The sequence below is a fragment of the Sphingomonas kaistensis genome (assembly GCF_036884275.1).
Lineage (GTDB): Bacteria > Pseudomonadota > Alphaproteobacteria > Sphingomonadales > Sphingomonadaceae > Sphingomicrobium > Sphingomicrobium kaistense_A.
The window spans coordinates 1,035,174-1,058,944 of the sequence record NZ_CP145607.1; the positions used below are offsets into that span (position 1 = coordinate 1,035,174).

Here is a 23,771-nt window from a genome sequence, read left to right on the forward strand (position 1 = left end):
CAAGCGGTTGAACAAGCTGCGGTCCCCGCTATGGCGCGATAGCAACAGCACGCAATTCAACAGCAGGAGTACAGGTGGCGATGTCGGTTGGACCGCGCGAGCGCAAGGTCAGGATTCTCGCCACCCTCGGGCCCAGTTCGAGCAGCCGGGAGATGATCGCCAAGCTGATGGCATGCGGGGCCGACGCGTTCCGCATCAACATGAGCCATGGCGACCAGGCCTCCAAGGCAAAGCTGGTCGAGACCATCCGCGCGCTCGAGGTCGAGCATAAGCGGCCGAGCTGCATCCTGTTCGATCTTCAGGGGCCCAAGCTCCGGGTCGGGCAATTCGCCGACGGTTCGGCGCAGCTTGATACCGGCGCCCGCTTCATTCTTGATGCCGACGACACCCCCGGCTCCGCCGAGCGGGTCGAGCTGCCGCACCCGGAATTGTTCGAAGCGGTGCGCGAAGGCGACCAGCTGCTGATCGACGACGGCAAGATCCGCCTGCGCGTGGCGGCGGTCACCGCGACCCGGATCGAAACCATCGTCGAAGTCGGCGGCAAGGTCAGCAACAACAAGGGCGTCAACGTCCCCGACGTGCTGGTGCCGATCCCGGCGCTGACCGAAAAGGATCGCGACGACCTTCAGTTCGCGCTGGCGCAGGGGGCCGATTACATCGCCCTGAGCTTCGTCCAGCGGCCCGAGGACGTTGAGGAAGCCCGCGCGCTGATCGGCGACAAGGCCGCGCTTTTGGTCAAGATCGAGAAGCCGGCGGCGATCGAGCGGATCGAGGGCATTCTGGCGCTCGCCGACGCGGTGATGGTCGCGCGCGGCGATCTCGGCGTCGAGCTTCCGGCCGAAGCGGTGCCGCCGCTCCAAAAGATGATCGTCGCCCGCGCCCGCGAGCTCGGCAAGCCGGTGGTGGTCGCGACCCAGATGCTGGAAAGCATGATCACCTCGCCGACCCCGACCCGGGCCGAGGTCAGCGACGTCGCCAATGCGATCTACGACGGCGCCGATGCGATCATGCTCTCGGCCGAAAGCGCCGCCGGGCAGTTCCCGACCGAGGCGGTGCACATGATGGATCGGATCGGCCGCTCGGTCGAAGCCGATCCCAAATATGCCGAGCGCGTTCACTTCACCGCCACTCCGGCCGAGCCCAACACCGCCGACGCGCTGGCCGAAAGCGCGGGCAATATCGCCAACACCGTCAAGGTCGCGGCGATGGTCTGCTATACCTCGACCGGCTCGATCGCCCGCCGCATCGCGCGCGAGCGTGGTCCGGTGCCGCTGCTGGTGATGACCGCCAGCCGTCAGGTCGCGCGGCGCATGGGCCTCGTCTGGGGGGTCCACGCCGTCCACACCCGCGATGTCGCGAGCTTCGAGGAAATGGTCGGCAAGGCCAAGCGGATGGTCTTGCGCCACAAGCTTGCGGCGGGCGGGCAACGCGTCATCATCATGGCCGGCGTGCCGTTCGGCACGGCGGGTTCGACCAACGTGCTGCACGTGGTGCGCGTGGTCGGCGACGAACTCGACGATTACGGAGTGAGCTGAAGCATTCCGCCGTCGCGCAAAATGCCGGGCAGCTCGTCCGGTATCTCGCGCGCAAGGAAGCCCAGGGTACCGATCCGCTCGGCCAGCCGGCGCCCGGCTTCGCCGTGACACCACACGCCCCACAGCAAAGCGGTGAGCGGATCGGCGCCGCGTGCCAGCAGACCACCGACGATCCCCGCCAGGGTGGCGCCCGAGCCCGACACCCCAAGCCCCGGCCCGCCGCCTTCATAGCGAAACACCTGTCCATCGGGCGTCACGATGTGACTGCTGACGCCCTTCACCAGCGTGATGGTGTCGTAGCAGGTGGCGCAGCGGTGACCGGCGGCGGCGGGGTCGGCCTCGACCTCGTCCTCCTCACAGCCCAAGAGGCTCGCCATCTCCCCGGCGTGGGGCAGGAGGATGGTCGGGCAGCCCGACGCATTGACTTCGTCGCGCCGGGCGGGAAGCGCGTGGAGGAGGGCGGCGTCGAGCACCAGCGGCTTGTCGCGGTGGACCAGGGCGGCGGCCAGTTTCTCGGTCGAGCGATTGCCGCGCATGCCGGGCCCGGCGACCACCACGTCGGCAGCGGCGGCCCGATCGGCCAGCGTCTTGACGGTCGAGGGCGCGAACCCGCCGTCGCGGCCTTCGGCAAGACCGGTGACCATGGCTTCGGGCATGGAAATGGACAGGCCCGCCGCGGCGCTGTCCACCGTCACGATCTGCAACCGGCCAGCCCCCGCGCGCATCGCGCCGAGTGCCGTCAGCAGCGCCGCGCCGGCCACCTCGCGGCTTCCGGCGATGATCAGGATCGAGCCGCGCGCATCCTTGTCGCCCCCGGCGATCGGCGGCAGCGGATGCCGCGTCAACGTGTCGAGGCTAAGTTCGACCGCGGCTTTCACCGGCTTCCCACCATCTGGTCGGGCGCCGCGGTGACGGGGGCGCCCTGTTCCTCAAGCGGCGCGGCGTGATTCCACAAGGCTAGCCTCGGTGCGCAATCGAGTTCCTGCACCTCGAAATCGAACGCGCAGATGCCGCAGTTCAGGATATCCGCCGCCTTGTCGATGGCGAGGATGTCGGCTTCCTCCAGCTCTTCCAGCACATAGCGCATGCACAGCACCACGACCTGATGGCAGACTATCAGCACCCGCCGGCCATTGTAGTGGAGGTTGATCGAGTTCATCGCCGAGCGCAGGCGCAGAATGACGTCGGCCCAGCTCTCGCCGCCGGGCGGGCGATGATAGAATTTGCCGAGCCGGGCGCGGTGGGCGGCTTCCTCGGGATAGTTCTGGCGGATGCCGAGCGCGGTGAGGCCGTCGAACACCCCGAATTCGCGCTCGCGCAGGCGCTCGTCGATGACGGTCCGGGCGCGACCACCGGCGAGGCCGCCCGCTTCGCAGATCGCGCGGGCGGTCTGGCGTGCGCGGAGGTAGGGCGAGGACAGGATGACTTCGGGCTTCTCGTGCTCGGGCAGCGCGGCGAACCAGCGTCCGGCTGCATCGGCCTGCTGGTGCCCCAGGTCCGACAGCGGCACATCCACGTCGCGAATGTCGATGCCGATGGTCGCCAGCCCTTCGGCTTCCGACCGATCGCGCGCGACATTGCCCTGGCTCTGGCCGTGACGGACGAGATAAAGGCGCTGAGGCCAGTGGCTGGTCGGCGGCAAGCGGATCCTCCCTCTTCTCCCGCCGTCAAAGCACGAGGGAGCGCGAAGGTTCAACCGGCGCGGCCCGCCGTCCGTGGCTCGAATCCCGTCCTCATGTGTTGAAGGGTCGTTATGCACGGCCCCGAAACGATTTTTGCCAGCTTCTTCCAGGGCGGGTTCGAATGCTCGTCGCACCGCCGCCGCGACGGGGTGCGTCTCGACCTGCTGCGCGCCACGGGGCACGACCGGCACGTCGCGAGCGATTATCGCCAATTGCGCGACCTTGGCCTCCGCACCATCCGCGACGGGGTCCGCTGGCACCTGATCGAGAAGTCCCCCGGCCGCTACGATTGGTCGAGCTGGACCCCCGCGCTGGAAGCTGGCGCCGACATCGGGATGGAAGTGATTTGGGACCTGTTCCACTACGGCTCCCCCGATCATGTCGACCAGGGCGGGGAAGATTTCCCGCGGCGCTTCGCCGACTTTGCCTTGGCGGCAGTCGAGCATCATCAGCAGGTGGTTGGCGGACGCCCCATGCTGTGCCTGGTCAACGAGATGAGCTTCATGGCCTGGGCGGTCGAAGTGAATTACTTTCCCCGCCCGGCCGGGGCTGAACGGAAGGGCTGGTTCAAGGAGCAATTGGCGCGCACCGCCATCGCCGCCGCCGCGGCCATCCGTGCGGACTATCCCGACGCGCTGCTGGTCTGGGCCGAGCCCCTCGTTCACGTCGCCCCGCGCGATCATCGCCGCAAGTCGATCGAAGCCGCCGAGCGCGAACGGCAGGGCCAGTTCGAAGCCTATGACTGGCTGACCGGCCGCGCCCGGCCCGAGCTTGGCGGCGATCCGTCCTTCGCCGACCTCATCGGGCTCAATTATTACCCGCACAACCAATGGTACCTCGACGGGCCGACCATTCCGATGGGGCACCACGAATATCGTTCGCTCGCCGATATGCTGATCGAAGTGTCCGAGCGCTATGATAAGCCGTTGTTCCTCGCCGAAACGGGGGCCGAGGGCAGCGGCCGGGCGGCGTGGCTGCACCATGTCTGCGCCGAAGCGCGCGAGGCGATGGAGCGCGGCGCCGACTTGCAGGGGATCTGCTGGTTCCCGATCACCGCTTATCCCGGGTGGGACAACAGCCGCCATGCCGAGGCGGGGCTGCTCTCCACCGTGATGGCCGACGGCCGGCGCCAGGTCGACGCGCGCTTGCTGGCCGAACTGCGCGAGCAACAGGAACGATTCGCGGCGTGGGCGACGCGCAAGCCCGAACGCGTTCTCGAAGCCGTCTAGACCGCGGGCGCGGTCTCTTCCCCGGTCGACGGCGTGCGCGTCACCGGCCAACCGTCTTCCCACTCGATCCGATCGATCAGCAGCACCCGCCGGCTGTTGATCTCATCCTCCTGCCGCTGGCGCGGACGTTCGATGTCGACCGCGTGATAGAGCATCCAGTGAATGCCCTCGGAATCGGTGACGATGCCATTGTGCCCGGGCGCCAGCCACTTGTCATTGCGGGTCAGCATCAGGCTGTGCTCGACCCCGCGCGCCTGTTCGAGCGTCTCGAACGGCCCGAGCGGGTTCGTCGCCCGCGCGACCATCACCCCATATTCCGCCTGCGGCCCGCAGCAATTGTCGCCCGAATAGAACAGATAATAAGCACCTTCGTGCGCGCTCACCCATGCCGCCTCGACCAGCCGAGGAAAGGCGCCTTCGACCGGATTAGGCCAGACGATGTCGGTCGGCTTCGTGCCTGGCGCGAAGGACAGCAGGTCCTCGCTCAGTTCCTGCACCTTGATCGGCTGGAAGCCCGAACCCCAGTAGAGATAAGCACGGCCGCTTGCGGGATCGCGCAGGACCATGGGGTCGATCACTTCGAACCCTTCGCCATTGAGGAACGGCCGGCCGATGTCGATGAAAGGTCCTCCCGGACGATCGGCAATGGCGATGCCCAAGCTGTGGCCCGGCTCGCCGACGTGCGTGTCGGGCTTGGCCGAATAGAACATCACAAAGCGATTCTGGTCGCGAACCACCGACGGCGCCCAGAAATCCTGGGTGTGCGCCGCCCAGTCGGGTTTCACCGGAAGCGCATCGCCGAGATGCTCCCAAGCGACGAGGTCGGCCGAGCGCGCGACCTGGATGTTGATCCAGCCATGCTCATCACGGCTTTGCGTCGCATAAGCATAATAATAGCCGTCGTCGGCCAGCAGCGCGGCGGGATCGGGGAAATCCCGATCGAGGATCGGGTTGCAATAGGTGCGGGGCGGCGCGTCGTCGGCCGCCGGATCAATGACGGCGCGGGCGCGCGGCAGGTCGGGCATGACCTGTCATGTAGGCCGAATTCGGCCCAGCGAAAGCGCGGGCCCCCCTTTTAAACGAAACGAGGCTTCCGGCGGCGTGCCGGAAGCCTCGAAGCGTCGTTCCCGAACCGCTTAGATCGCGAGCCGCAATTCGCGGCTGCTCGCGCCGTTGCGGCTGCGCGATTCGTCCATCCGGCGGAAGGTCGCCAGCGCCTGCCCAACGATCTGGTCCATGTTGTAGTAACGATAGGTCGCCAGCCGTCCGACGAAGGTCACGCCCGGCGTCGCGTCGGCCAACGCTTCATACTTCTTGAAGAGCAGCTGATTTTCCGGCCGCGGGATCGGGTAATAAGGGTCGCCCTCGGCGCTCGGATATTCAAGCGTGATCGAAGTCCGCGGATGCTGCTGTCCGGTCAGATGCTTGTATTCGCTGATCCGGGTGTAGGGGATGTCGGCGGACGGATAATTGACCGTTCCGACTTCCTGGAACCACTCCTTGTCGATCGTCGAATGGACGAAGCGCAACGAGCGATAGGGCAGCTTGCCGAACCGCCAGTCGAAATATTCGTCGATCGGCCCGGTGTAGATGATGTGCGCCGCATCGATGTCGTTGCGGACATCGCGGAAATCGGTGCCGAGCTGCCGGTCGATCAGCGGGTGGTCGAGCATCCGCTCGAACATCCTTGTATAGCCTTCGAGCGGCATGATCTGGTGCGTGTCGGTGAAATAGCGGTCGTCGGTGTCGGTCCGGGTTGGGATCCGCGCCGTCACCAGTTTGTCGAGCTCGCTGGGGTCGAGGCCCCATTGCTTGCGGGTATAGCCCTGGAAGAACAGCTCGTAGAGCTCGCGCCCGACGGCGTTGACGACCACGTCCTCGCTGGTCTTGATATGCTCCACCGGCTCGGCCCGCGCCGCCAGGAAGGCCGCGGCGTCCTCGTCGGTCTTGAGCCCGGCATCGAACAGTTCGTTCAGCGTGGTGCGGTTGATGGGGATCGGCACCAGTTTGTCGCGCACGTGGGCGAGCACGCGATGCTCGTACGGGCGCCACTTGGTGAATTGCGACAGGTAGCTGACGATCTCGTCGCTGTTGGCATGAAAGATATGCGGCCCGTACTTGTGATACAGAATGCCGTTCTTGTCATATTCGTCATAGGCGTTGCCCGCGACGTGCGGGCGCTTGTCGATCATCAGCACGCGAGCACCGTGCTGGCTCGCCAGCCGCTCGGCCAAGACCGAACCGGCGAAGCCGCAGCCCACGATCAGGTAATCATATTTGCGATTGCGCGTGTGCGTCAGGTGGCCCTGGCCGAACGCCGGGCGCTCGATCTTCTGACCCTGCTCGGTCACGTCGGCGAGCAGCGCCGCCATACGGGCCTGAGTCGTGTCCCAGCTCATGTCGGACAGCGCGAGATCGACCTCGGCCAGCCAGTCGCCGCCTTCGCCGCGGGCAAGGTCGAGCGCGCGGTCGCCCGCTTCGACGAATTGCTCGGCGGTGCCGGCGATCATTACGCCCGACAATTTCTCGTAGTGCCGCTTCACGTCCTTGATCGGGGTCGAGATCACGGGCTTGCCGGCGGCCAGATACTCGGGCGTCTTGGTCGGCGAGATGAAGCGGGTCGCTTCGTTGATGGCGAACGGCATCATCGCCACGTCCCAGTTGCCGAGATAGCTCGGCAGCTCGTCGTAGCTCTTGCCGCCAAGGTAATGGATGTTGTGGCGGCGCGGCAAATCGTCTTCGCTGATCTTCACCACCGGACCGACCATGATGAGCTGCCAGTCGGGGCGAAGTTCGGCGACCTTGTCGAGCAGCTCGATGTCGAGCCGTTCGTCGATCACGCCGTAGAAGCCGAAGCGCGGGCGACCGATGCCGGCCTGGTCGGCGGGATCGGCGATCCCGGCGCGAGCGGCGCCGAAGTGGGCGCGATCGACCGACGAGGGGAAGGGGTGGACGTTGCCGTGCCGCTTCTTCTTCGCTTCGTAGAGCGAATAGCCGCCGGTGAAGACGATGTCCGCGGCGTCCAGCAGCTCGCGCTCAAGATCGAGCAGCTCGGCCGGGGCGAAGCGAAAGGCCGACAGCTCGTCCATGCAATCATAGACGGTCGCCACCGCATCGAGATGCCGCGAGAAGGGCAACATCATCGGGGTGTAATACCAGCGGATCAGGCGGCCCTCGGTGCCCGACACATATTGGTCCAGCAGGCCCTTGAGCACGGTGCGCTCGGCATCGACGTCGAGCCCTTCAGGAACACGCGGGGTGATCAGCGTCACATTGTCCATGCCCTTGGCCGGGCGAATGTCGAGCGAGGGAGCATCGCCGGCCGGCGCGGGCAGCGGTTCTTCCCAGACGGTTACCGGCATCGTCTTGGCAAAGCGGCTCATCAAATGCTGCGGCCGCTGGAACACGAAATCCCACCGGAGGTGCGAGAAGCAAAGAAGGGTGGTTCGATTGTTCGGCGAAGCCGGAAGCTTGGAAGAGCCAGAGCTGGAGACGCCGACTTTGTCGAACATGCGAAGATAACCCCTTGAGAGAGATGGTGGTATTCCACAGAACAAAAGTGGACCGAGTCGTGTTCCGCCGCGACGGGCGGAAACCTCGGGCCGATAATGCTGCACCGCAAAACGGATTTGCCGCACTGCACCAATCGATAGAACCGACCGTCCCGATCCTTTGTTCCGGGCGGCTAACAAAGGTTAAGGCGAAATCCTCACCACGTTGACGAGGCGCTTTCTTGGTCCGAAGAGCCTCATCCCATGAGCAGCACCATCGCCGAACTCGACCGCCGCCGGACCGCCGCCAGCATGGGGGGCGGGCAGAAGCGCATCGATGCCCAGCACGCCAAGGGGCGCCTGACCGCCCGCGAACGCCTCGACGTCCTTCTCGACGAGGGCAGTTTCGAGGAAGTCGATGCCTTCGTCGAGCATAATGCGACCGAATTCGGCATGGCCGAGCAGCGCATCCCCGGCGACGGCGTGGTCACCGGTTCGGGCACCATCAACGGCCGCCTGGTCTATGTCTTTGCGCAGGATTTCACCGTGTTTGGCGGCTCGCTGTCGGAGCGCCACGCGCAGAAGATCTGCAAGATCATGGACGCGGCGATGAAGGTTGGCGCGCCGGTGATCGGCCTCAACGATTCGGGCGGCGCGCGAATCCAGGAAGGCGTCGCCAGCCTCGCCGGCTATGCCGAGGTGTTCCAGCGCAACGTCCTCGCCTCGGGCGTCGTGCCGCAGCTCAGCCTGATCATGGGCCCGTGCGCGGGCGGCGCGGTTTATTCGCCGGCGATGACCGACTTCATCTTCATGGTGAAGGACAGCTCCTACATGTTCGTCACCGGCCCGGAAGTGGTGAAGACCGTCACCAACGAGGTGGTGACGCAGGAAGAATTGGGCGGCGCGGTCACCCACACCACCAAGTCGTCGGTCGCCGACCTTGCGCTCGAAAACGACATCGACGCGCTGCTGGCGGCGCGCGAATTCTTCGACTTCCTGCCGCTGTCGAACCGGGTTTCGGTTCCCGAGCGCCAACCAGCCCTACGACATGCACGAGCTGATCCGGAAGGTCGCCGACGAGGGCGATTTCTTCGAACTTCAGCCCGCCCACGCCGCCAACATCATCATTGGTTTCTGCCGGATCGAAGGCCGCACCGTCGGCGTGGTCGCCAATCAGCCGATGGTGCTGGCCGGGGTGCTCGACATCAATTCATCGAAGAAGGCCGCGCGCTTCGTCCGCTTCTGTGATGCCTTCGACATCCCGATCTTGACCCTGGTCGACGTGCCGGGCTTCCTCCCCGGCGTCGGGCAGGAGCATAACGGTATCATCAAGCATGGTGCGAAGCTGCTGTTCGCCTACGCCGAAGCGACCGTCCCCAAGATCACCGTCATCACCCGCAAGGCCTATGGCGGCGCCTATGACGTCATGGCGTCCAAGCATTTGCGCGGGGACCTCAACTACGCCTGGCCGACCGCCGAGATCGCGGTGATGGGAGCCAAGGGCGCGGTCGAGATCATCTTCCGCCAAGACCGCGGCGACGCCGAAAAGATCGCCGAAAAGACCCGCGAATATGAAGAGCGCTTCGCCAACCCCTTCGTGGCGGCGAGCATGGGATTCATCGACGACGTCATCCAGCCGCAGGAAACGCGCCGGAAGGTCGCGCTCGGGCTTCGCAAGCTGCGGGACAAGCAACTCGAGAACCCATGGAAGAAGCACGACAACATCCCACTTTGATGCACACCGTTCTCGCGTGTCTCTTTGCGTTGTCGGCGGTCTTCCTGGCCGCTTCTATTTGGTGTTTTGTCAGCACTCTTTGTGGGGCCCGGAGACTTGTTGCAAGCATACGGAAGCCGCCGACTTCACGCACAGCTGACGAGAGGCGCAGCCCATCATCCTTGAAGCTTTTCTGCACAGGCATATTGGCTGCAGCCTTGTTTCTGGCAGCATGTTTTCTCGTCTTGATGATCGTCGGAATAAGTAAGGATAACACGTGAAATTCGGACGCCTGAACCATGTCGGGGTGGCCACCCCGTCGATCGAGCGCAGCCTCGAAACCTACCGCACCCTGTTCGGCGCCGAGCCGTCGTCGCCCCCTTTCGACCTCCCCGCGCAGGGCGTCCGCGTCTGCTTCGTCGATGCGCCCAACAGCCAGATCGAATTGATCGAACCGCTCGGCGCCGACAGCCCGGTCGCCAAATTCATCGAGAAAAACCCGCAGGGTGGGCAGCATCACGTCTGCTTCGAAGTCGACGACATCGAGGCCGCCCGCGCGCATTTCGAAGGCATCGGGACGCGCATCCTCGGCCCCACCCGGATCGGCGCCCACGGCACGCCGATCTTCTTCCTCCACCCCAAGGACACCGGCGGCACCCTGACCGAAATCATGGAAAGCCCGAGCCAATCGCACTGATGAGCGGGCGCGGGGAAGAACTGCTGATCGGCGGCCTGTGCGCCATACTGGCGCTGCTGATCCTGCGCCGGATCGCAGGCGCGTTGCGCACCGGCGAGGTGCCGCTTTACCGCATGCGGTTGAAGCGCGCCGAAGCGGGCGAAGCGCGGTTCTGGGGCCTCGTGCTGGTCAACAGCGTCATCTTCGTGCTGCTGTTCTTCATCGCCGCCGACCTGCTGCTCGGCCTCGGCTTCCGCAGCGGACGCTAGCGCCAAGGGTTTGCGCGCGGGCCGCTTGGGTTTAGGGCACGGCCCTATGTCCGACCAACACGACGCCTGGAAGACCCTCGCCGCCAAGGAATCGCGCGGCGCCGACCTCAGCCGCACGACGCTCGAAGGGATCACCCTCAAGACCGTCTACGGCCCCGAGGATGCGGCCGACATCGACCCCGGTTATCCCGGCGTCGCGCCCTACACCCGCGGGCCTTATGCGACGATGTATGCCGGCCGGCCGTGGACCATCCGCCAGTACGCCGGCTTCTCGACCGCCGAGGAATCCAACGCCTTTTATCGCCGCAACCTGGCCGCCGGGCAGAAGGGACTTTCGGTTGCCTTCGACCTCGCCACCCATCGCGGCTACGACAGCGACCATCCGCGCGTGACGGGCGATGTCGGCAAGGCGGGCGTCGCGATCGACAGCGTCGAGGACATGAAGCTGCTGTTCGACGGCATCCCGCTCGGCGAGATGAGCGTCAGCATGACCATGAACGGCGCGGTGCTGCCGGTGCTCGCTTTCTACATCGTCGCGGGCGAGGAGCAGGGGGTTGATCGCAACCTGCTGTCGGGCACCATTCAGAACGACATTCTGAAAGAATTCGCGGTCCGCAACACCTACATTTATCCGCCCAGCCCCTCGATGCGGATCGTGTCCGACATCATCGCTTTCACCAGCCGCGAGATGCCCAAGTTCAACTCCATCTCCATCTCGGGCTATCACATGCACGAAGCCGGCGCGACGGCGGTGCAGGAGATGGCTTACACGCTGGCGGACGGCATGGAATACGTCCGCGCCGCGGTGAAATCGGGCCTCGACATCGACGCCTTCGCGCCGCGGCTGAGCTTCTTCTGGGGCATCGGCATGAACCTCTTCATGGAGGTCGCCAAGATGCGCGCGGCGCGCACCCTGTGGGGCCGGATCATGACCGATCTGGGCGCCAAAACCGAAAAGTCGAAGCTGCTCCGGACCCACTGCCAGACCAGCGGGGTGAGCCTCACCGAGCAGGACCCGTACAACAACATCGTCCGCACCACGATCGAGGCGCTGGCGGCGGTGCTCGGCGGCACGCAGTCGCTTCACACCAACAGCTTCGACGAAGCGATCGCGCTGCCGACCGATTTCTCGGCCCGGATCGCGCGCAACACCCAACTGATCCTCGCCGAGGAAAGCGGCGTCACCGCGGTCGCCGATCCGCTGGGCGGCAGCTGGTATGTCGAGGCGCTGACCCGCGAGCTCGAGGAAAAGGCGTGGGCGCTGATCCAGGAGGTCGAAGCGCTCGGCGGCATGACCAAGGCGGTCACCGAGGGCCTGCCCAAACGCCGCATCGAGGAAGCCGCGGCCTTGCGCCAGTCCAAGGTCGATACCGGCGAAACGGTGATCGTCGGGGTCAATCGCTACCGCCTGCCGGAAGAAGCCGAGCTCGACATCCTCGAAGTCGACAACGCCAAGGTCCGCGCCGGGCAGATCGAGCGGTTGCAGCGTATCCGCGCGACCCGTGACGAAGCGGCGGTCCAGGCGGCGCTGCAGGCCCTCGAGGAGGGCGCCCGCACCGATGCCAATCTCCTCGCGCTCAGCGTCGAGGCAGCCCGCGCCCGCGCCACGCTGGGCGAGATTTCGGACGCGCTCGAACGCGTGTTCGGACGCTATGCAACCAAGCCCGAGCCGGTCTCCGGCATTTACGGCCAACGCGCCGACCTCCGCTGGGAAGAAGCCAAGCAAGGCACGGTCGCGGTCGGCCAGCGCCTCGGCCGCAAGCCGCGCATGCTGGTCGCCAAGATGGGCCAGGACGGCCACGACCGCGGCGCCAACCTCGTCAGCTCGGCCTTCGGTGACCTAGGCTTCGAGATTGTCGCCGGCCCCCTGTTCCAGACCCCGCGCGAAGCCGCCGAGCTGGCGGTAATCGCCGACGTCGACGTCGTCGGTGCCTCCAGCCTCGCAGCCGGGCACAAGACCCTGATCCCCGAGCTGATTGGCCACCTGAAGGACATGGACCGCGCCGACATCAAGGTCGTCGCCGGCGGCGTGATCCCGGCGCAGGATTATGCCGAACTCCGCGCCGCGGGCGTGCAGGCGATCTTCGGCCCCGGCACCAATCTCGCCGACGCCGCCGACGAAGTGTTGCGCTTGCTGGGTCATAACAAGCCGCCGATGGATGAGGCCGCCGAATGAAGCTTCGCTTTTCGCTGCGTGGCGTTTGCCTTTTCGAAGCTTATCCCAATAGGGTCGCCTGATGTTCTCCAAGATCCTTATCGCCAATCGCGGCGAAATTGCCTGCCGGGTCATAACTACGGCCCGCCGCATGGGCATCAAGACCGTCGCGGTCTATTCCGATGCCGATGCGCGCGCGCCGTTCGTGCGGATGGCGGATGAGGCGGTGCACATTGGCCCGCCGCCTGCGGCGCAATCCTATCTCCTCGCCGACAAGATCATCGCTGCCTGCAAGGCGACCGGCGCCGAGGCCGTTCATCCGGGCTATGGCTTCCTCTCCGAACGCACCAGCTTCGCCGAAGCGCTCGCTGCCGAGGGCATCGCCTTTATCGGCCCGCCGGTGAACGCGATCGCGGCGATGGGCGACAAGATCGAATCCAAGAAGCTGGCCAAGGCCGCCGGGGTCAATGTCGTCCCCGGCTTCGTCGGCGAAATCGCGGATACCGAGCATGCCGTCCGCATCGCGGGCGAAATCGGCTATCCGGTGATGATGAAGGCTTCGGCCGGCGGCGGCGGCAAGGGCATGCGCCTCGCTTACTCCGAACAGGACGTCCGCGAAGGCTTCGAAGCGACTAAGCGCGAAGGGCTCGCCAGCTTCGGCGACGACCGCGTGTTCATCGAGAAATTCATCGAGGACCCGCGCCACATCGAGATCCAGATCCTCGGCGACCAGCACGGCACCATCCTGTATCTCAACGAGCGCGAATGCAGCATTCAGCGCCGCCACCAAAAGGTGGTCGAGGAAGCCCCCTCGCCGTTCGTCACGCCCAAGATGCGCAAGGCGATGGGCGAGCAATGCGTCGCGCTCGCCCGCGCGGTCGGCTATTACAGCGCCGGCACGGTTGAGCTGATCGTCTCGGGCAAGGACCCGACGGGCGAGAGTTTCTACTTTCTCGAAATGAACACCCGGCTCCAGGTCGAGCATCCGGTGACCGAGGCGATCACCGGCATCGACCTGGTCGAGCAGATGATCCGCGTCGCGGCCGGCGAGAAGCTGCCCTTCACGCAGGACGACATCGGTATCGACGGCTGGTCGATCGAAAACCGCGTCTATGCCGAAGACCCTTATCGCGGCTTCCTCCCCTCGACCGGGCGGTTGGCGCATTACCGGCCGCCGGTGCCGGGCTGGACCGACGATGGCCAGGCCAACGGCCGCCGCGGCCTCGACGGCGTGCGCGTCGACGACGGCGTGTTCGAGGGCGGCGAAGTGTCGATGTTCTACGACCCCATGATCGCCAAGCTCGTCACCTGGGCCCCGACCCGCGACGAAGCCGCCGACAAGCAGGTCGAGGCACTCGACGCCTTCCGCATCGAAGGGCTCGGCCATAATGTCGATTTTCTGTCGGCGATCATGCAGCACCCGCGATTCCGGTCGGGCGAGCTCACCACTGGCTTCATCGCCGAGGAATATCCCGAAGGCTTTACCGGCGCGCCATTGGACGACGCGCTGACCGCTGACCTCAGCGCGCTCGCCGCCTTCATCGGCACGGTGCACGAAAGCCGGGCGCTGCTGATCGACCAGCAGTTGGGCGGCCCGTCGCCCGCCGCGCGCGAGCATGTGGTGCGACTGGACGGCGGGGCGGAGCATCACGTTCGATTCACCCTCGACAAGGTGGTGGTGGACGGCGGCGAGCCGCTTGCCTTCGAAGCCGATTATGCGCCGGGCCAGCGCCTGCTTCGGGCCCGCATCGGCCATCGCAGCCGGACCGTGCTGGTCGAAAAGCAGGGCCGTGCGCTCAAGATGACGACGCGCGGCGGCAGCCATCGGGCGACGGTGATGACGCCCAGGGTCGCCGAGCTTGCCCGCCACATGATCGAAAAGATCCCGCCCGACCTGTCGCGCTTCCTCCTCGCGCCGATGCCCGGCCTCGTCACCCGCCTCGACGTCGCGGTCGGCGACAAGGTCGAGGCCGGGCAGCCGATCGCGGTGATGGAAGCGATGAAGATGGAGAACATCCTCCGCGCCGAGAAGAGCGCTACGGTCAAGGCGACGCCGGTCGACGCGGGGACAAGCGTCGCGGTGGATCAGGTCATCGTCGAATTCGAATAAGCGTCAGGCGCTCGTCCCGCCGTCGATCGTCACGCACGCGCCGTTGACGCCGCTTGCCTGCGGGTGAAGCAATTGCATGATCGCGTGGGTGACCTCGTCTACGGTAATCAGCCGGCCGTTGCCGTTGGTCCGTGCGAGCAGCGCGCGCGCTTCCTCGACGCTCTTGCCGGTCGCGCCGGCGATGCGGGCGGCGCTGTCGTCGACCATCGGGGTGTCGACAAAGCTCGGACAGATCGCGTTGACGGTGAGGCCGGTGCGGGCGAATTCCAGCGCCAGGCTGCGGGTGAGCCCGACCGCGCCATGCTTGGACGCGACATAAGGCGCCGCCATCGCGCCGCCCTTCAGCCCGGCGACCGAAGCGACGATCACCAGCCGTTTGCTGGCCGCCTGAAGATCGGGAAGCGCGAGCTGTGCGCCGTCGAACAACGCAGTCAGATTGGTGGCGATGATCGCGTTCCAGCTTTCGCGGCTGGTGCGCAGAAAAGGACGGCTGTCGCCGATGCCGGCGTTCAGGATGACGTAGTCGAGCGGCCCGAACGCCTCGCGCGCTTCGGCAAAGGCGCGGGCCTGTGCTTCCGGGTCGGTGACATCGCACACGATAGCCCGCCCGCCGGTTTCGGCCGCGACGGCCTCGAGCGGCTCACGGCGGCGGCCGAGCAGCGAGACGTGGGCGCCGGCGGCGGCAAGGGCGCGGGCGGCGCCGGCGCCGATGCCGGTTCCGCCGCCGGTGATGAGGGCATGCTTGCCAGTTGCGAAGGTCATGGGCCTCACCCTAGCCGGGGCGCGGGCAAAGGAAAGGGCGGCCCGGTTTCCCGAGCCGCCCCTTCTTTGCGTGGCCGTGGGCCTTACTTGACGCCGATGACGTCGGCCGGCGCCGCCGGGTCGCCCGCGACGGTGCCGCCGCTGCGGACCGCGCCGGCCAGCAGCAGGCCCGCGAGGTGCGGGGTCGCCATGCTGGTGCCGCTGATGGTGTTGTAGCCACCGTTCAGCCAGGTCGACTTGATGGAAACGCCGGGCTCGGCATAATCGATCGGCGGATTGCCGAAGTTCGAGAAGCTCGCCCATTTGTCACCGATGGCGAAAGCCGACACGGTGAAGATGTTCGCGCCGTTGGCGCGGCCCGGCGAGCTGTTGTTGGCATTGGTGCTTTCATTGCCCGCGGCGAGCGCGAAACGAACGCCGCCGGCCGAAGCGTTGATAACCGCCTGGTCAAGCGCGGTCGACACACCGCCGCCGAGGCTCATGTTGGCGACGTCGCCGGCGCGGCCGTTCGCGGCGACGTAATCGACGCCGGCAATTACGCCCGAATTGCTGCCCGAGCCGCGACGATCGAGCACGCGGACCGCGACCACCGGAGCGCCAGCGGCAACCCCGACCACGCCCGAGCCGTTGGCGCGCGCCGCGATGGTGCCGGCGACGTGGGTGCCGTGGCCGTTCTGGTCGAGTGGCGAGCTGTCGCGCAAGAAGCTGCGCGAGCGCGAGGTGTCGAAGTTGAGGTCGGCGTGCGGCGCGATGCCGGTGTCGATCACCCAGGCGGTGTTGCTGCCGGTGTAGGCCGCGCCGCCGCCGACGCGGGCGATGCCCCACGGGGTTTCCTCGGCCATGGTGCCGACTTCGGGTTTGCCCTGCGCTTCGATCGGACCGGCGGTGACGACCTGGTCCTGCTCGCAATATTCGATGTTCGGGTTGTTCTTCTGCATGTTCTCGACGGCCTGCGCCGGAAGCTCTGCAGCAAAGCCGCGAATCGCGACCGAATACACATGGGTCACCCGAGCGCCGACGCTTTGCGCCGCGCGATTGGCTTCGGCCTGGGCCTGGCCACGGTTCACTTCGCGGGCCTTGAACACGCAGATATAGCTGTTCTGGATCTTCTCGCCGCGCTGCTGCGCAGCAGCCGGAGTGGCCGCCAGCGCTACCGCCATCGCCGCCGCGCCAGTCATCAGAAATGCTCGCATATCTTCCCCTCGATCATTCCCCGGAAACCCCCATCGGTGCCGGTATGGTGAACGAAAGCTGACCGATGATTCGCCCGCTGTAAAGAAGAAAAATCGCGCTAAATCAACGAGTTAAACAGGGCTTGGCAGGTATGAGTCGTGGCATTCGCGCCGGTGAGCCGGCAGCGGAGCGCGACGGTCCGGATGCGCAGGGTCGCGGCTAGCCGGGCAAGCCTCCCGTCAGGCCGGGAACGGCGGGCGAGGGGGCCGGCTGGACCGGCACCTCGTTGCGCCGGTGGCGCACGATCCGAGGTGTGATCACGATATACAGCTCGGTCTTGGCCCGCGTGCTGCGCTCGTTGCGGAACACGGTGCCGAGAATCGGGATGTCGCCAAGGATCGGCAGGCGGCCCTTGGTCCTGAGATTGTTTTCCTGCGTCAGGCCGCCGATCACGAAGGTCTCGCCGTCGCGCACGCTGGCGCTGGTCTCGGCTTCGCGCTGGCTGATCGTCGGATAGCCCTGGCTGTAGCCGGTAACCGACGACACCACGCCATAGATCTGGCTGGTGACGAAGCCGTCGGTCGACACCCGCGGCGCGATCTGCAGGGTCACGCCGACGTTGACGTATTGGACCTGCTGGCTGACCCCGTTGACACCTGACAGGGTGATCGAGGTTAGGATCGGCAGCGCGTCGCCGGTGATGATCTTGGCGGTCGAACCGGATTGCGCGGCGATTCGCGGGCGCGACACGATCCGCCCTTCGCCGCGCTGGACCTGCGCGTAGATCGCCGCCTGCAGCACGCCCGACTTGAACGGGGTCAGCGGATCGTTGCCAAAGGTCGTATTGGCGCCAAGCGTGATCTGCCCGGACGCGATCTGGCCGTCGCGATTGGCGAGGTCGAGCCCGAGGTTCTTGACGCCCTGCTCGGTCAGCTCGACGAACTGGGTTTCGAGGATGACGCTGTCGACCGGCACGTCGATGGCGTTGATCTGCGCCTTGACCCGGGCGATCCGCTCGGGCGTCCCGGTGATCCAGATGGCATTGAGGCGCCGGTCGATGGCCAGCCCGCGGCCGGGGAAGCTCTGGCCCAGCGGCTGCTGGTTCTGCGGCTGTTGCTGCTGTTGCTGCTGATACTGATATTGCGTCGAGCTGTTGGCGATCGACCCGAAACCGGGTTCCCGCCGGATGAAGACGTTGTTGGGCTGGATCGTCTCGCCTTCGACCAGCAGGCCGATGACCTCGCTGACGTCGGCATATTTCAAGGGCACCAGCTCGTAGCTGTCGCCATCGACTCCGGGCTCGACATAAGCGGGCAACTCGCTGGCGGGAGCGACCGCTTCGCCGCCGGAGCCGATCGGACGGGCACCGATCGCCTCGTCGCCCGACAGGCGCTGGACGATGACCTGAAGCGTGCGGTCGCCCGCCGGCTGGACGCTGACCTGCGCCGGAGCGGCGGTATCGAATCGCCACAGAAGGCCGCTGTCGGTGGTCTCGAACGTGCTCGACCGGACCAGCCCGCGATAGCTTCCCTGCGGCGGGACCCGCGGCGCGCGCAGGGTCGAACGCAGCAGCAGTTCGGGCCGGGTCGGATTGTTGTTGAGCGCCGCGCTTTGCGGCTCGGCGGGGGAGAAGCGAACCAGAAAGGCCGCGCGATTCTCGTCGAGGGTGACGGTTTTCACTTCCTCGACCACCGACGGCACGGTTTGCGCGACAAGGCTCGTCGGCGAACCGAGCAAAAAAAGCAGGCCAAGGCGCGCCGAAGCGCGTCGGAAGGTGATCAGTTCGGCTCTCCCCCGTCCGCTCACCCCCCGGTGTCGGACCAGAAAAATCGTTGAAGCGCGGCAGCTTACGGACAGATCAGTCTCTTGCAAGAACTTATTGTCGCCGATTTGCAACGCCCTGTCGCTAAGCTGCACGGCTTTGCCAAGCCGGGGGCGCTGTGCCACTTGGTCCGCGAAACCCAGCCATTCGCGAGACCTGTTCGATGAAGACCCGTGCCGCAGTCGCCTTTGCCCCCAAGCAGCCGCTTGAGATCGTCGAGCTGGATCTGGAAGGCCCGAAGCCCGGCGAAGTGCTGGTCGAGATCATGGCCACCGGCATCTGCCACACCGACGCCTACACGCTCGACGGGCTCGACAGCGAAGGCATCTTCCCTTCGGTGCTGGGTCACGAAGGCGCCGGTATCGTCCGCGAAGTGGGGGCCGGTGTCACGTCGGTGAAGCCGGGCGACCACGTCATCCCGCTCTACACCCCCGAATGCCGCCAGTGTAAGTCATGCCTGTCCGGCAAGACCAACCTGTGCACAGCGATCCGCGCGACGCAGGGCAAGGGGCTGATGCCTGACGGCACGACGCGGTTCAGCTACAAGGGCGAACCGATCTTTCATTACATGGGCTGCTCGACCTTTTCGAACTTCACCGTGCTGCCGGAAATCGCGGTGGCAAAGATCCGCGAGGACGCGCCGTTCCAGACCAGCTGCTACATCGGCTGCGGGGTCACCACCGGCGTCGGCGCGGTGGTCAACACCGCCAAGGTCCAGGTCGGCGACAATGTCGTGGTGTTCGGGCTTGGCGGCATCGGCCTTAACGTGGTGCAGGGCGCGCGGCTTGCGGGCGCGAACAGGATCATCGGTGTCGACCTGAACCCGGACCGCGAGGCTTGGGGCCGCCAGTTCGGCATGACCGACTTCCTCAACACGCGTGGCATGAGCCGTGAGGAGACCGTTGCCAGGATCGTCGAGATGACCGACGGCGGCGCGGACTATACCTTCGACTGCACCGGCAACACCGAGGTGATGCGCACCGCGCTTGAAGCCTGCCATCGCGGCTGGGGTACGTCGATCGTTATCGGCGTCGCCGAAGCCGGCAAGGAAATCGCCACCCGGCCATTCCAGCTTGTCACTGGCCGCAACTGGCGCGGGACCGCGTTCGGCGGGGCCAAGGGCCGGACCGACGTGCCCAAGATTGTCGACTGGTACATGGACGGCAAGATCGCGATCGACCCGATGATCACCCACGTGCTGAGCCTTGATGAAATCAACAAGGGTTTTGACCTGATGCACCGGGGCGAAAGCATCCGGGCCGTGGTCGTCTACTAGGGAGAAGAAGCCATGTATTCGCACATGATGGTCGGCTCGAACGACCTCGAACGCTCGAAGAAATTCTACGATGGCCTGTTCGAAAAGCCGGCGCGCAGCGACGACAAGGGCCGCCTGCTGTACGGCCGCAAGGGCGCGCTGTTCATGGTCTCGCCGCCGATCGACGGCGCTGCGGCGACGCACGGCAACGGCTCCACCATCGGCTTTTCGTTCGATACACCGGAAGAGGTCGATGCCTGGCACGTGCGCGGCGTCGAAGCCGGCGGCACGTCGATCGAAGATCCGCCCGGAATCCGCTCCAATGCGCTCGGCAAGCTCTACCTCGCCTACCTGCGCGATCCGGACGGCAACAAACTGTGCGCCGTTCACCGGCCGGCGCAATAAGATGGCGCTGAAGGTCGTGAGCGAGGCGCTGAGCCACGGGGGGCGGCAGCTGGTGCTGTCCCACGACAGCGCGGCCACCGCCACGCCCATGACCTTTTCGCTGTTCCTGCCGCCACAGGCCGAGCAGGGGCGGGTGCCGCTGGTCACCTATCTGTCGGGCCTGACCTGCACCCACGCCAATGTCACCGACAAGGGCGAATATCGCCGCTCCTGCGCCGAACTCGGCCTCGCCTTCCTCGCCCCGGACACCTCGCCACGGGGCGAGGGGGTGGCGGACGCCGACGGGTGGGACATCGGGCTCGGCGCGGGCTTCTATGTCGATGCGACCGAGACGCCGTGGTCGGCCAACTACCGGATGTGGAGCTATGTCACCGACGAGCTTCCCACGCTGGTCGAGGCGGAATTCCCGATGCTCGACATGGGCGCCCAGGCGATTACCGGGCACAGCATGGGCGGGCATGGCGCGCTGACCGTGGCGCTGCGTCACCCCGACCGCTTCCGCAGCGTCTCGGCCTTTGCCCCGATCGTCGCACCGAGCCAAGTGCCGTGGGGCGAGAAGGCGTTCACCGCCTATCTTGGCGCCGACCGCGACGCATGGCGCGCGCACGATGCGGTGGCACTGATCGAAAGCGGGGCGAGGCTACCTGCGCTGAAGGTCGATGTCGGCGGCGCCGACAGCTTCCTCGAGCGCGAACTGAAGCCCGAACTGCTCGAGCAAGCCTGCATCGCCGCCGGCCAGCCGCTCGAACTGGCGATCCGGCCCGGCTACGATCACAGCTACCATTTCGTTTCGACCTTCCTGCCCGACCACCTGGCCTGGCACGCGGAGCGGCTCCGCTAGGCGCTCAGGGCGCCCAGTGAATGTCGATCGGCTGCTCGGCCTCGGCCAGCACGCGGCCGATCGGAAGCTTGCTCGATTGCCCGTCGGCGATCGCCTGCTCGAGCAACGCCTTCTTCTCCTCGCCGGTAATGGTGATGATCAGCGTCCTCGCCGAGAGCAATGCCGCGCGGGTCAGCGTGACGCGCGCCACCGGCATGTCGGCGGGCATCGGATCGGGCCGCACGCCCACCGCACGCCGGGCCTTGGGAGCGTCCAGCGCATTCTGCATGTCGGGCCCGGTGAAGATCGACGCGGTATGCCCGTCGCCGCCCATGCCGAGCCAGACGAGATCGGGCGGCCAGGGCAGGTCCTGAAGCCGCGCGTCGGCGATATTGCCCGCCGCCGCGACATCGGCATTCTCGCCGCCGATCGGAATGACCCGGGCGCCCGCCCGCATGAAGCTTTGCGCCAACAGCCGCGCGTTGCTGCGCTCGTCGCTGACCTCGACCAATCGCTCATCGGTAGGGACGATGGTCACCTTCTTCCACGCCAGCTTTTGGGCAGCGAGTTTCTGGAACACGGGCAGCGGCGTCTTGCCGCCCGGCAGCGCGAGCAAGGAAGCGTCGCGCGCGTCGATCGCGCTTTCGATGATGAAGCCGACATCGCCCGCGACGGCATCGGCCATCTCGTCGACGCTGTCATATTCCCACCATTCGGCTTCGATCATCGGGGCAATCCTTCTCAAGTCCAATCAGGCGTGCGCCTTCGTCTCCTCGCCGGGCGGGGTCAAGGCCGTGCGGATGAGGATTGCGTCAATCGCGGCGGAGCGGGAGGCAGGGGGTGGCGGGGCCAAGGCTGCTGCACGCCGCCTCGGCCTCGGCGCGGCTGGCATAGGTGCCGACCAGCAGGCGCGTCACCCGGCCGGCGGGGAGGTAGATCGGTTCCTTGCCGCCGACCCGGCTGGCAACCTTGGCGAACAACGCTTGCGGCGCGCCGGGCCGGGCAAAGGCGCCGAGCTGGATCACCCAGCCGCCGCTGGTGCCGCTGGCTTTGGCTTGCGGCGCAACCGGCTTCGCCGCGAGCAGCGCAGGGGGCGCTGGCTTGGCAGCGGTGGGAACCGGCGCCGGTTCGACGGCCGCCAGCCGCGGCTCTTCCGCCAGCCGGTCGGGCGCCGCTTCCGCCAGCGCGACCGTCGAGGTCGAGCGGACCTTGTGCTGCCCGGCGCCGCCCCAGTCGCTCCAGTCGCCCGCGACCTTGTCGTAATTGCCGGTGGGATCGTAGAGCGCGCCGCCGTTCAGTCCCAGCTCTTCCGAGCTTGCCATGCCCATCGCCTGAAGCAGCCGGAAGCCCGCGACATAAGCGTCGCGCCGCGCCGCGATCAGCTCGACCCGGCTGCCGAGCAATTCCTGCTCGGCGTTCAGCACTTCGATCACCGTGCGCGACCCGACGCTGCGTTCGGCCCGCGTGCCGCGCAGGGCCAGCTCGTTGGCGCTCACCGCATCCCGATTGGAGCCGATGGCCTTCAGCGCCGCCTGATAGGTGACAAAGGCGGAACGGGCGTTGGCGACCACCAGGCGCTCGGTCGCGACCGTCTGTTCGAGCAACTGGCCTTCCGCCGCCCGCGCCTGGCGGATGCGCGCGGCGGGCGCGCCGCCCTGGTAAAGGGGAATGCGGGTGGTGAGGCCGACACTGGTCTGCACGCCCGAGCGCGGCACGCCGATGCCCGGCTCGTCCCCCACATAATTGATATAATCGCCGCCCACCGTCCCCGACAGTGTGGGCAGCCGGTCGGCAAAGGTCCCTTTGACGTCCATCCCCGCCGCCCGCGCCTGCTGCAGTGCGGCCGTCAGGCGCGGGTTGCGGGCGATGGCGATGCGGGTCGCCTCGGTCGCGGTGGCGGGCAGCGGCGGAAGCGGGGGCGGGGAGGCAAGGGTCTCCGGCCGCTTGCCGACCACCCGAAGAAAGCTTTCCTCGCTGACCGACAGCCGCGATTGGGCGAGGGCGAGCTGCGCTTTGGCGCTGCTCAACCGCGCGTCGGACTGGGCGATATCGGTGCGGGTGAGGTCACCGGCCTCGTAGAGCTGCTTTGTCGCGCGCAGATTTTCGGTCAGCACCCGGACCTGGTTCTGATTGAGGTCGAGCACCGCGCGGTCGCGCAGCACATCCATATAAACTTCGACCGCTTCGGCGAAGACATCGCCCTCGACCGCGCGCAGGGCAGCGCGCCCGGCCTCGACCCGCGCCTTGGCGGCGTCCATCGCGTTGCGGATCCGGCCGCCGGCGAACAGCGGCAGATTGACGTCGAGCCCGCCCGATAGGATCGGTCCCTTGGAGCGATTGGTCAGCAACACGCCCGAGCGGGTCAGGTCGCGATTGACCCCGACCTGCGCCGCAATCTGCGGCCGGCCTTGTGCATTGGCAAGCGCCACCGCAGCGTCCGAGCCCTTGAGTGCCTCTCGCTGAGCATTGAGCGTGGGGCTGGTGCCATAGGTTGCGACCAGCGCGTCCCGAAGCGTGTCAGCCGCGGTGGCCATCGGCACCAGCGCCGCGGCCAGCGCCGCACCGGCCAGCAGCTTTAAGGACCGACCGCTACTGCCTAACGCCGTCGCAGCCCCCACCGCTTCGCTCCCCAATGCTATCCCGTTCTGCAGCGTGAACCGGACTGACGGCAAG

The 23,771-nt window shown here is 66.5% G+C and carries 18 protein-coding genes and 1 pseudogene; 10 read left to right on the forward strand and 9 right to left on the reverse strand.

Annotated features, from left to right (window positions below; genetic code table 11):
• The first annotated feature begins 80 nt into the window (after positions 1-80).
• The gene (gene pyk / locus V6R86_RS04995; protein WP_425335978.1) at positions 81-1,535 is read left to right on the forward strand and encodes a pyruvate kinase; all 1,455 of its coding nucleotides are present in this window, start codon (positions 81-83) and stop codon (positions 1,533-1,535) included.
• Here the strand turns inward: pyk and V6R86_RS05000 are convergent.
• Together V6R86_RS05000 and V6R86_RS05005 are read right to left on the reverse strand one after the other, a co-directional pair.
• Entirely contained in the window at positions 1,520-2,413 is an 894-nt protein-coding gene (locus tag V6R86_RS05000; protein WP_338502669.1) for an NAD(P)H-hydrate dehydratase, read from the reverse strand. The two genes, pyk and V6R86_RS05000, sit on opposite strands and share 16 nt — an antisense overlap.
• Positions 2,410-3,177, reverse strand: coding sequence for a histidine phosphatase family protein (locus tag V6R86_RS05005; RefSeq protein WP_338502670.1), 768 nt, complete (start codon positions 3,175-3,177; stop codon positions 2,410-2,412). The genes V6R86_RS05000 and V6R86_RS05005 overlap by 4 nt, the downstream gene beginning before the upstream one ends.
• A 111-nt stretch (positions 3,178-3,288) precedes the next feature.
• On the opposite strand from V6R86_RS05005, the gene V6R86_RS05010 reads away from it, so the two are divergent.
• The gene (locus V6R86_RS05010; RefSeq protein ID WP_338502671.1) at positions 3,289-4,446 is read left to right on the forward strand and encodes a hypothetical protein; all 1,158 of its coding nucleotides are present in this window, start codon (positions 3,289-3,291) and stop codon (positions 4,444-4,446) included.
• Here V6R86_RS05010 and V6R86_RS05015 read toward each other — a convergent pair.
• Positions 4,443-5,471: a glycoside hydrolase family 43 protein gene (locus V6R86_RS05015; RefSeq protein ID WP_338502672.1), complete on the reverse strand. Its 1,029-nt coding sequence runs from the start codon at positions 5,469-5,471 to the stop codon at positions 4,443-4,445. The two genes, V6R86_RS05010 and V6R86_RS05015, sit on opposite strands and share 4 nt — an antisense overlap.
• 111 nt (positions 5,472-5,582) lie before the next feature.
• Positions 5,583-7,958, reverse strand: coding sequence for a UDP-galactopyranose mutase (glf, locus tag V6R86_RS05020; RefSeq protein ID WP_338502673.1), 2,376 nt, complete (start codon positions 7,956-7,958; stop codon positions 5,583-5,585).
• A gap of 243 nt (positions 7,959-8,201) precedes the next feature.
• On the opposite strand from glf, the pseudogene V6R86_RS05025 reads away from it, so the two are divergent.
• The 5 genes and pseudogenes from V6R86_RS05025 (at position 8,202) to V6R86_RS05045 (ending at position 14,861) form a co-directional block, all read left to right on the forward strand.
• Positions 8,202-9,672: pseudogene (locus V6R86_RS05025) on the forward strand (acyl-CoA carboxylase subunit beta).
• 256 nt (positions 9,673-9,928) lie between these two features.
• Entirely contained in the window at positions 9,929-10,348 is a 420-nt protein-coding gene (gene mce / locus V6R86_RS05030; RefSeq protein WP_338502674.1) for a methylmalonyl-CoA epimerase, read from the forward strand.
• On the forward strand, positions 10,348-10,596 hold the full coding sequence (locus V6R86_RS05035) for a hypothetical protein (RefSeq protein WP_338502675.1): 249 nt from the start codon (positions 10,348-10,350) through the stop codon (positions 10,594-10,596). Before mce ends, V6R86_RS05035 begins: the two co-directional genes overlap by 1 nt.
• Positions 10,597-10,642: 46 nt before the next feature.
• Entirely contained in the window at positions 10,643-12,772 is a 2,130-nt protein-coding gene (gene scpA, locus V6R86_RS05040) for a methylmalonyl-CoA mutase (RefSeq protein WP_338502676.1), read from the forward strand.
• A 61-nt stretch (positions 12,773-12,833) separates the two neighbouring features.
• A complete protein-coding gene (locus V6R86_RS05045; RefSeq protein ID WP_338502678.1) occupies positions 12,834-14,861 on the forward strand; it encodes an acetyl/propionyl/methylcrotonyl-CoA carboxylase subunit alpha in 2,028 nt (675 codons plus the stop codon).
• A 3-nt stretch (positions 14,862-14,864) separates the two neighbouring features.
• On the opposite strand, the gene V6R86_RS05050 is transcribed toward V6R86_RS05045, so the two are convergent.
• From V6R86_RS05050 to V6R86_RS05060, 3 genes are all read right to left on the reverse strand, one after another.
• Positions 14,865-15,623, reverse strand: coding sequence for an SDR family oxidoreductase (locus V6R86_RS05050; protein WP_338502679.1), 759 nt, complete (start codon positions 15,621-15,623; stop codon positions 14,865-14,867).
• 83 nt (positions 15,624-15,706) lie between these two features.
• Positions 15,707-16,816, reverse strand: coding sequence for a S8 family serine peptidase (locus V6R86_RS05055; protein WP_338502680.1), 1,110 nt, complete (start codon positions 16,814-16,816; stop codon positions 15,707-15,709).
• Positions 16,817-17,015: 199 nt separating this feature from the next.
• Positions 17,016-18,533 carry a type II secretion system protein GspD gene (locus V6R86_RS05060; protein WP_338502681.1) on the reverse strand — a complete coding sequence of 506 codons (1,518 nt, stop codon included), beginning with the start codon at positions 18,531-18,533 and terminating at the stop codon, positions 17,016-17,018.
• 248 nt (positions 18,534-18,781) lie between these two features.
• Between V6R86_RS05060 and V6R86_RS05065 the strand changes: the two genes are divergently transcribed.
• Genes V6R86_RS05065 through fghA form a run of 3 tightly spaced genes read left to right on the forward strand, consistent with a single transcriptional unit; the run spans position 18,782 to position 21,119 of the window.
• On the forward strand, positions 18,782-19,894 hold the full coding sequence (locus tag V6R86_RS05065; RefSeq protein WP_338502682.1) for an S-(hydroxymethyl)glutathione dehydrogenase/class III alcohol dehydrogenase: 1,113 nt from the start codon (positions 18,782-18,784) through the stop codon (positions 19,892-19,894).
• 12 nt (positions 19,895-19,906) lie between these two features.
• Positions 19,907-20,278, forward strand: coding sequence for a VOC family protein (locus tag V6R86_RS05070; protein WP_338502683.1), 372 nt, complete (start codon positions 19,907-19,909; stop codon positions 20,276-20,278).
• A gap of 1 nt (position 20,279) precedes the next feature.
• The gene (fghA, locus tag V6R86_RS05075) at positions 20,280-21,119 is read left to right on the forward strand and encodes an S-formylglutathione hydrolase (RefSeq protein WP_338502684.1); all 840 of its coding nucleotides are present in this window, start codon (positions 20,280-20,282) and stop codon (positions 21,117-21,119) included.
• A gap of 4 nt (positions 21,120-21,123) precedes the next feature.
• Here fghA and pgl read toward each other — a convergent pair whose 3' ends face one another.
• Both pgl and V6R86_RS05085 read right to left on the reverse strand, forming a co-directional pair.
• A complete protein-coding gene (gene pgl / locus V6R86_RS05080; RefSeq protein ID WP_338502685.1) occupies positions 21,124-21,825 on the reverse strand; it encodes a 6-phosphogluconolactonase in 702 nt (233 codons plus the stop codon).
• Positions 21,826-21,910: 85 nt separating this feature from the next.
• Positions 21,911-23,716, reverse strand: coding sequence for a TolC family outer membrane protein (locus V6R86_RS05085; RefSeq protein WP_338502686.1), 1,806 nt, complete (start codon positions 23,714-23,716; stop codon positions 21,911-21,913).
• Positions 23,717-23,771: the final 55 nt, after the last annotated feature.

Coding starts and splice junctions, on each gene's coding strand:
- pyk (WP_425335978.1), top strand. CDS start 81: ATGTCGGTTGGACCGCGCGAGCGCAAGGTCAGGATTCTCGCCACCCTC.
- V6R86_RS05010 (WP_338502671.1), top strand. CDS start 3,289: ATGCACGGCCCCGAAACGATTTTTGCCAGCTTCTTCCAGGGCGGGTTC.
- V6R86_RS05015 (WP_338502672.1), bottom strand. CDS start 5,471: ATGCCCGACCTGCCGCGCGCCCGCGCCGTCATTGATCCGGCGGCCGAC.
- glf (WP_338502673.1), bottom strand. CDS start 7,958: ATGTTCGACAAAGTCGGCGTCTCCAGCTCTGGCTCTTCCAAGCTTCCG.
- V6R86_RS05035 (WP_338502675.1), top strand. CDS start 10,348: ATGAGCGGGCGCGGGGAAGAACTGCTGATCGGCGGCCTGTGCGCCATA.
- scpA (WP_338502676.1), top strand. CDS start 10,643: ATGTCCGACCAACACGACGCCTGGAAGACCCTCGCCGCCAAGGAATCG.
- V6R86_RS05045 (WP_338502678.1), top strand. CDS start 12,834: ATGTTCTCCAAGATCCTTATCGCCAATCGCGGCGAAATTGCCTGCCGG.
- V6R86_RS05050 (WP_338502679.1), bottom strand. CDS start 15,623: ATGACCTTCGCAACTGGCAAGCATGCCCTCATCACCGGCGGCGGAACC.
- V6R86_RS05055 (WP_338502680.1), bottom strand. CDS start 16,816: ATGCGAGCATTTCTGATGACTGGCGCGGCGGCGATGGCGGTAGCGCTG.
- V6R86_RS05065 (WP_338502682.1), top strand. CDS start 18,782: ATGAAGACCCGTGCCGCAGTCGCCTTTGCCCCCAAGCAGCCGCTTGAG.
- V6R86_RS05070 (WP_338502683.1), top strand. CDS start 19,907: ATGTATTCGCACATGATGGTCGGCTCGAACGACCTCGAACGCTCGAAG.
- fghA (WP_338502684.1), top strand. CDS start 20,280: ATGGCGCTGAAGGTCGTGAGCGAGGCGCTGAGCCACGGGGGGCGGCAG.
- pgl (WP_338502685.1), bottom strand. CDS start 21,825: ATGATCGAAGCCGAATGGTGGGAATATGACAGCGTCGACGAGATGGCC.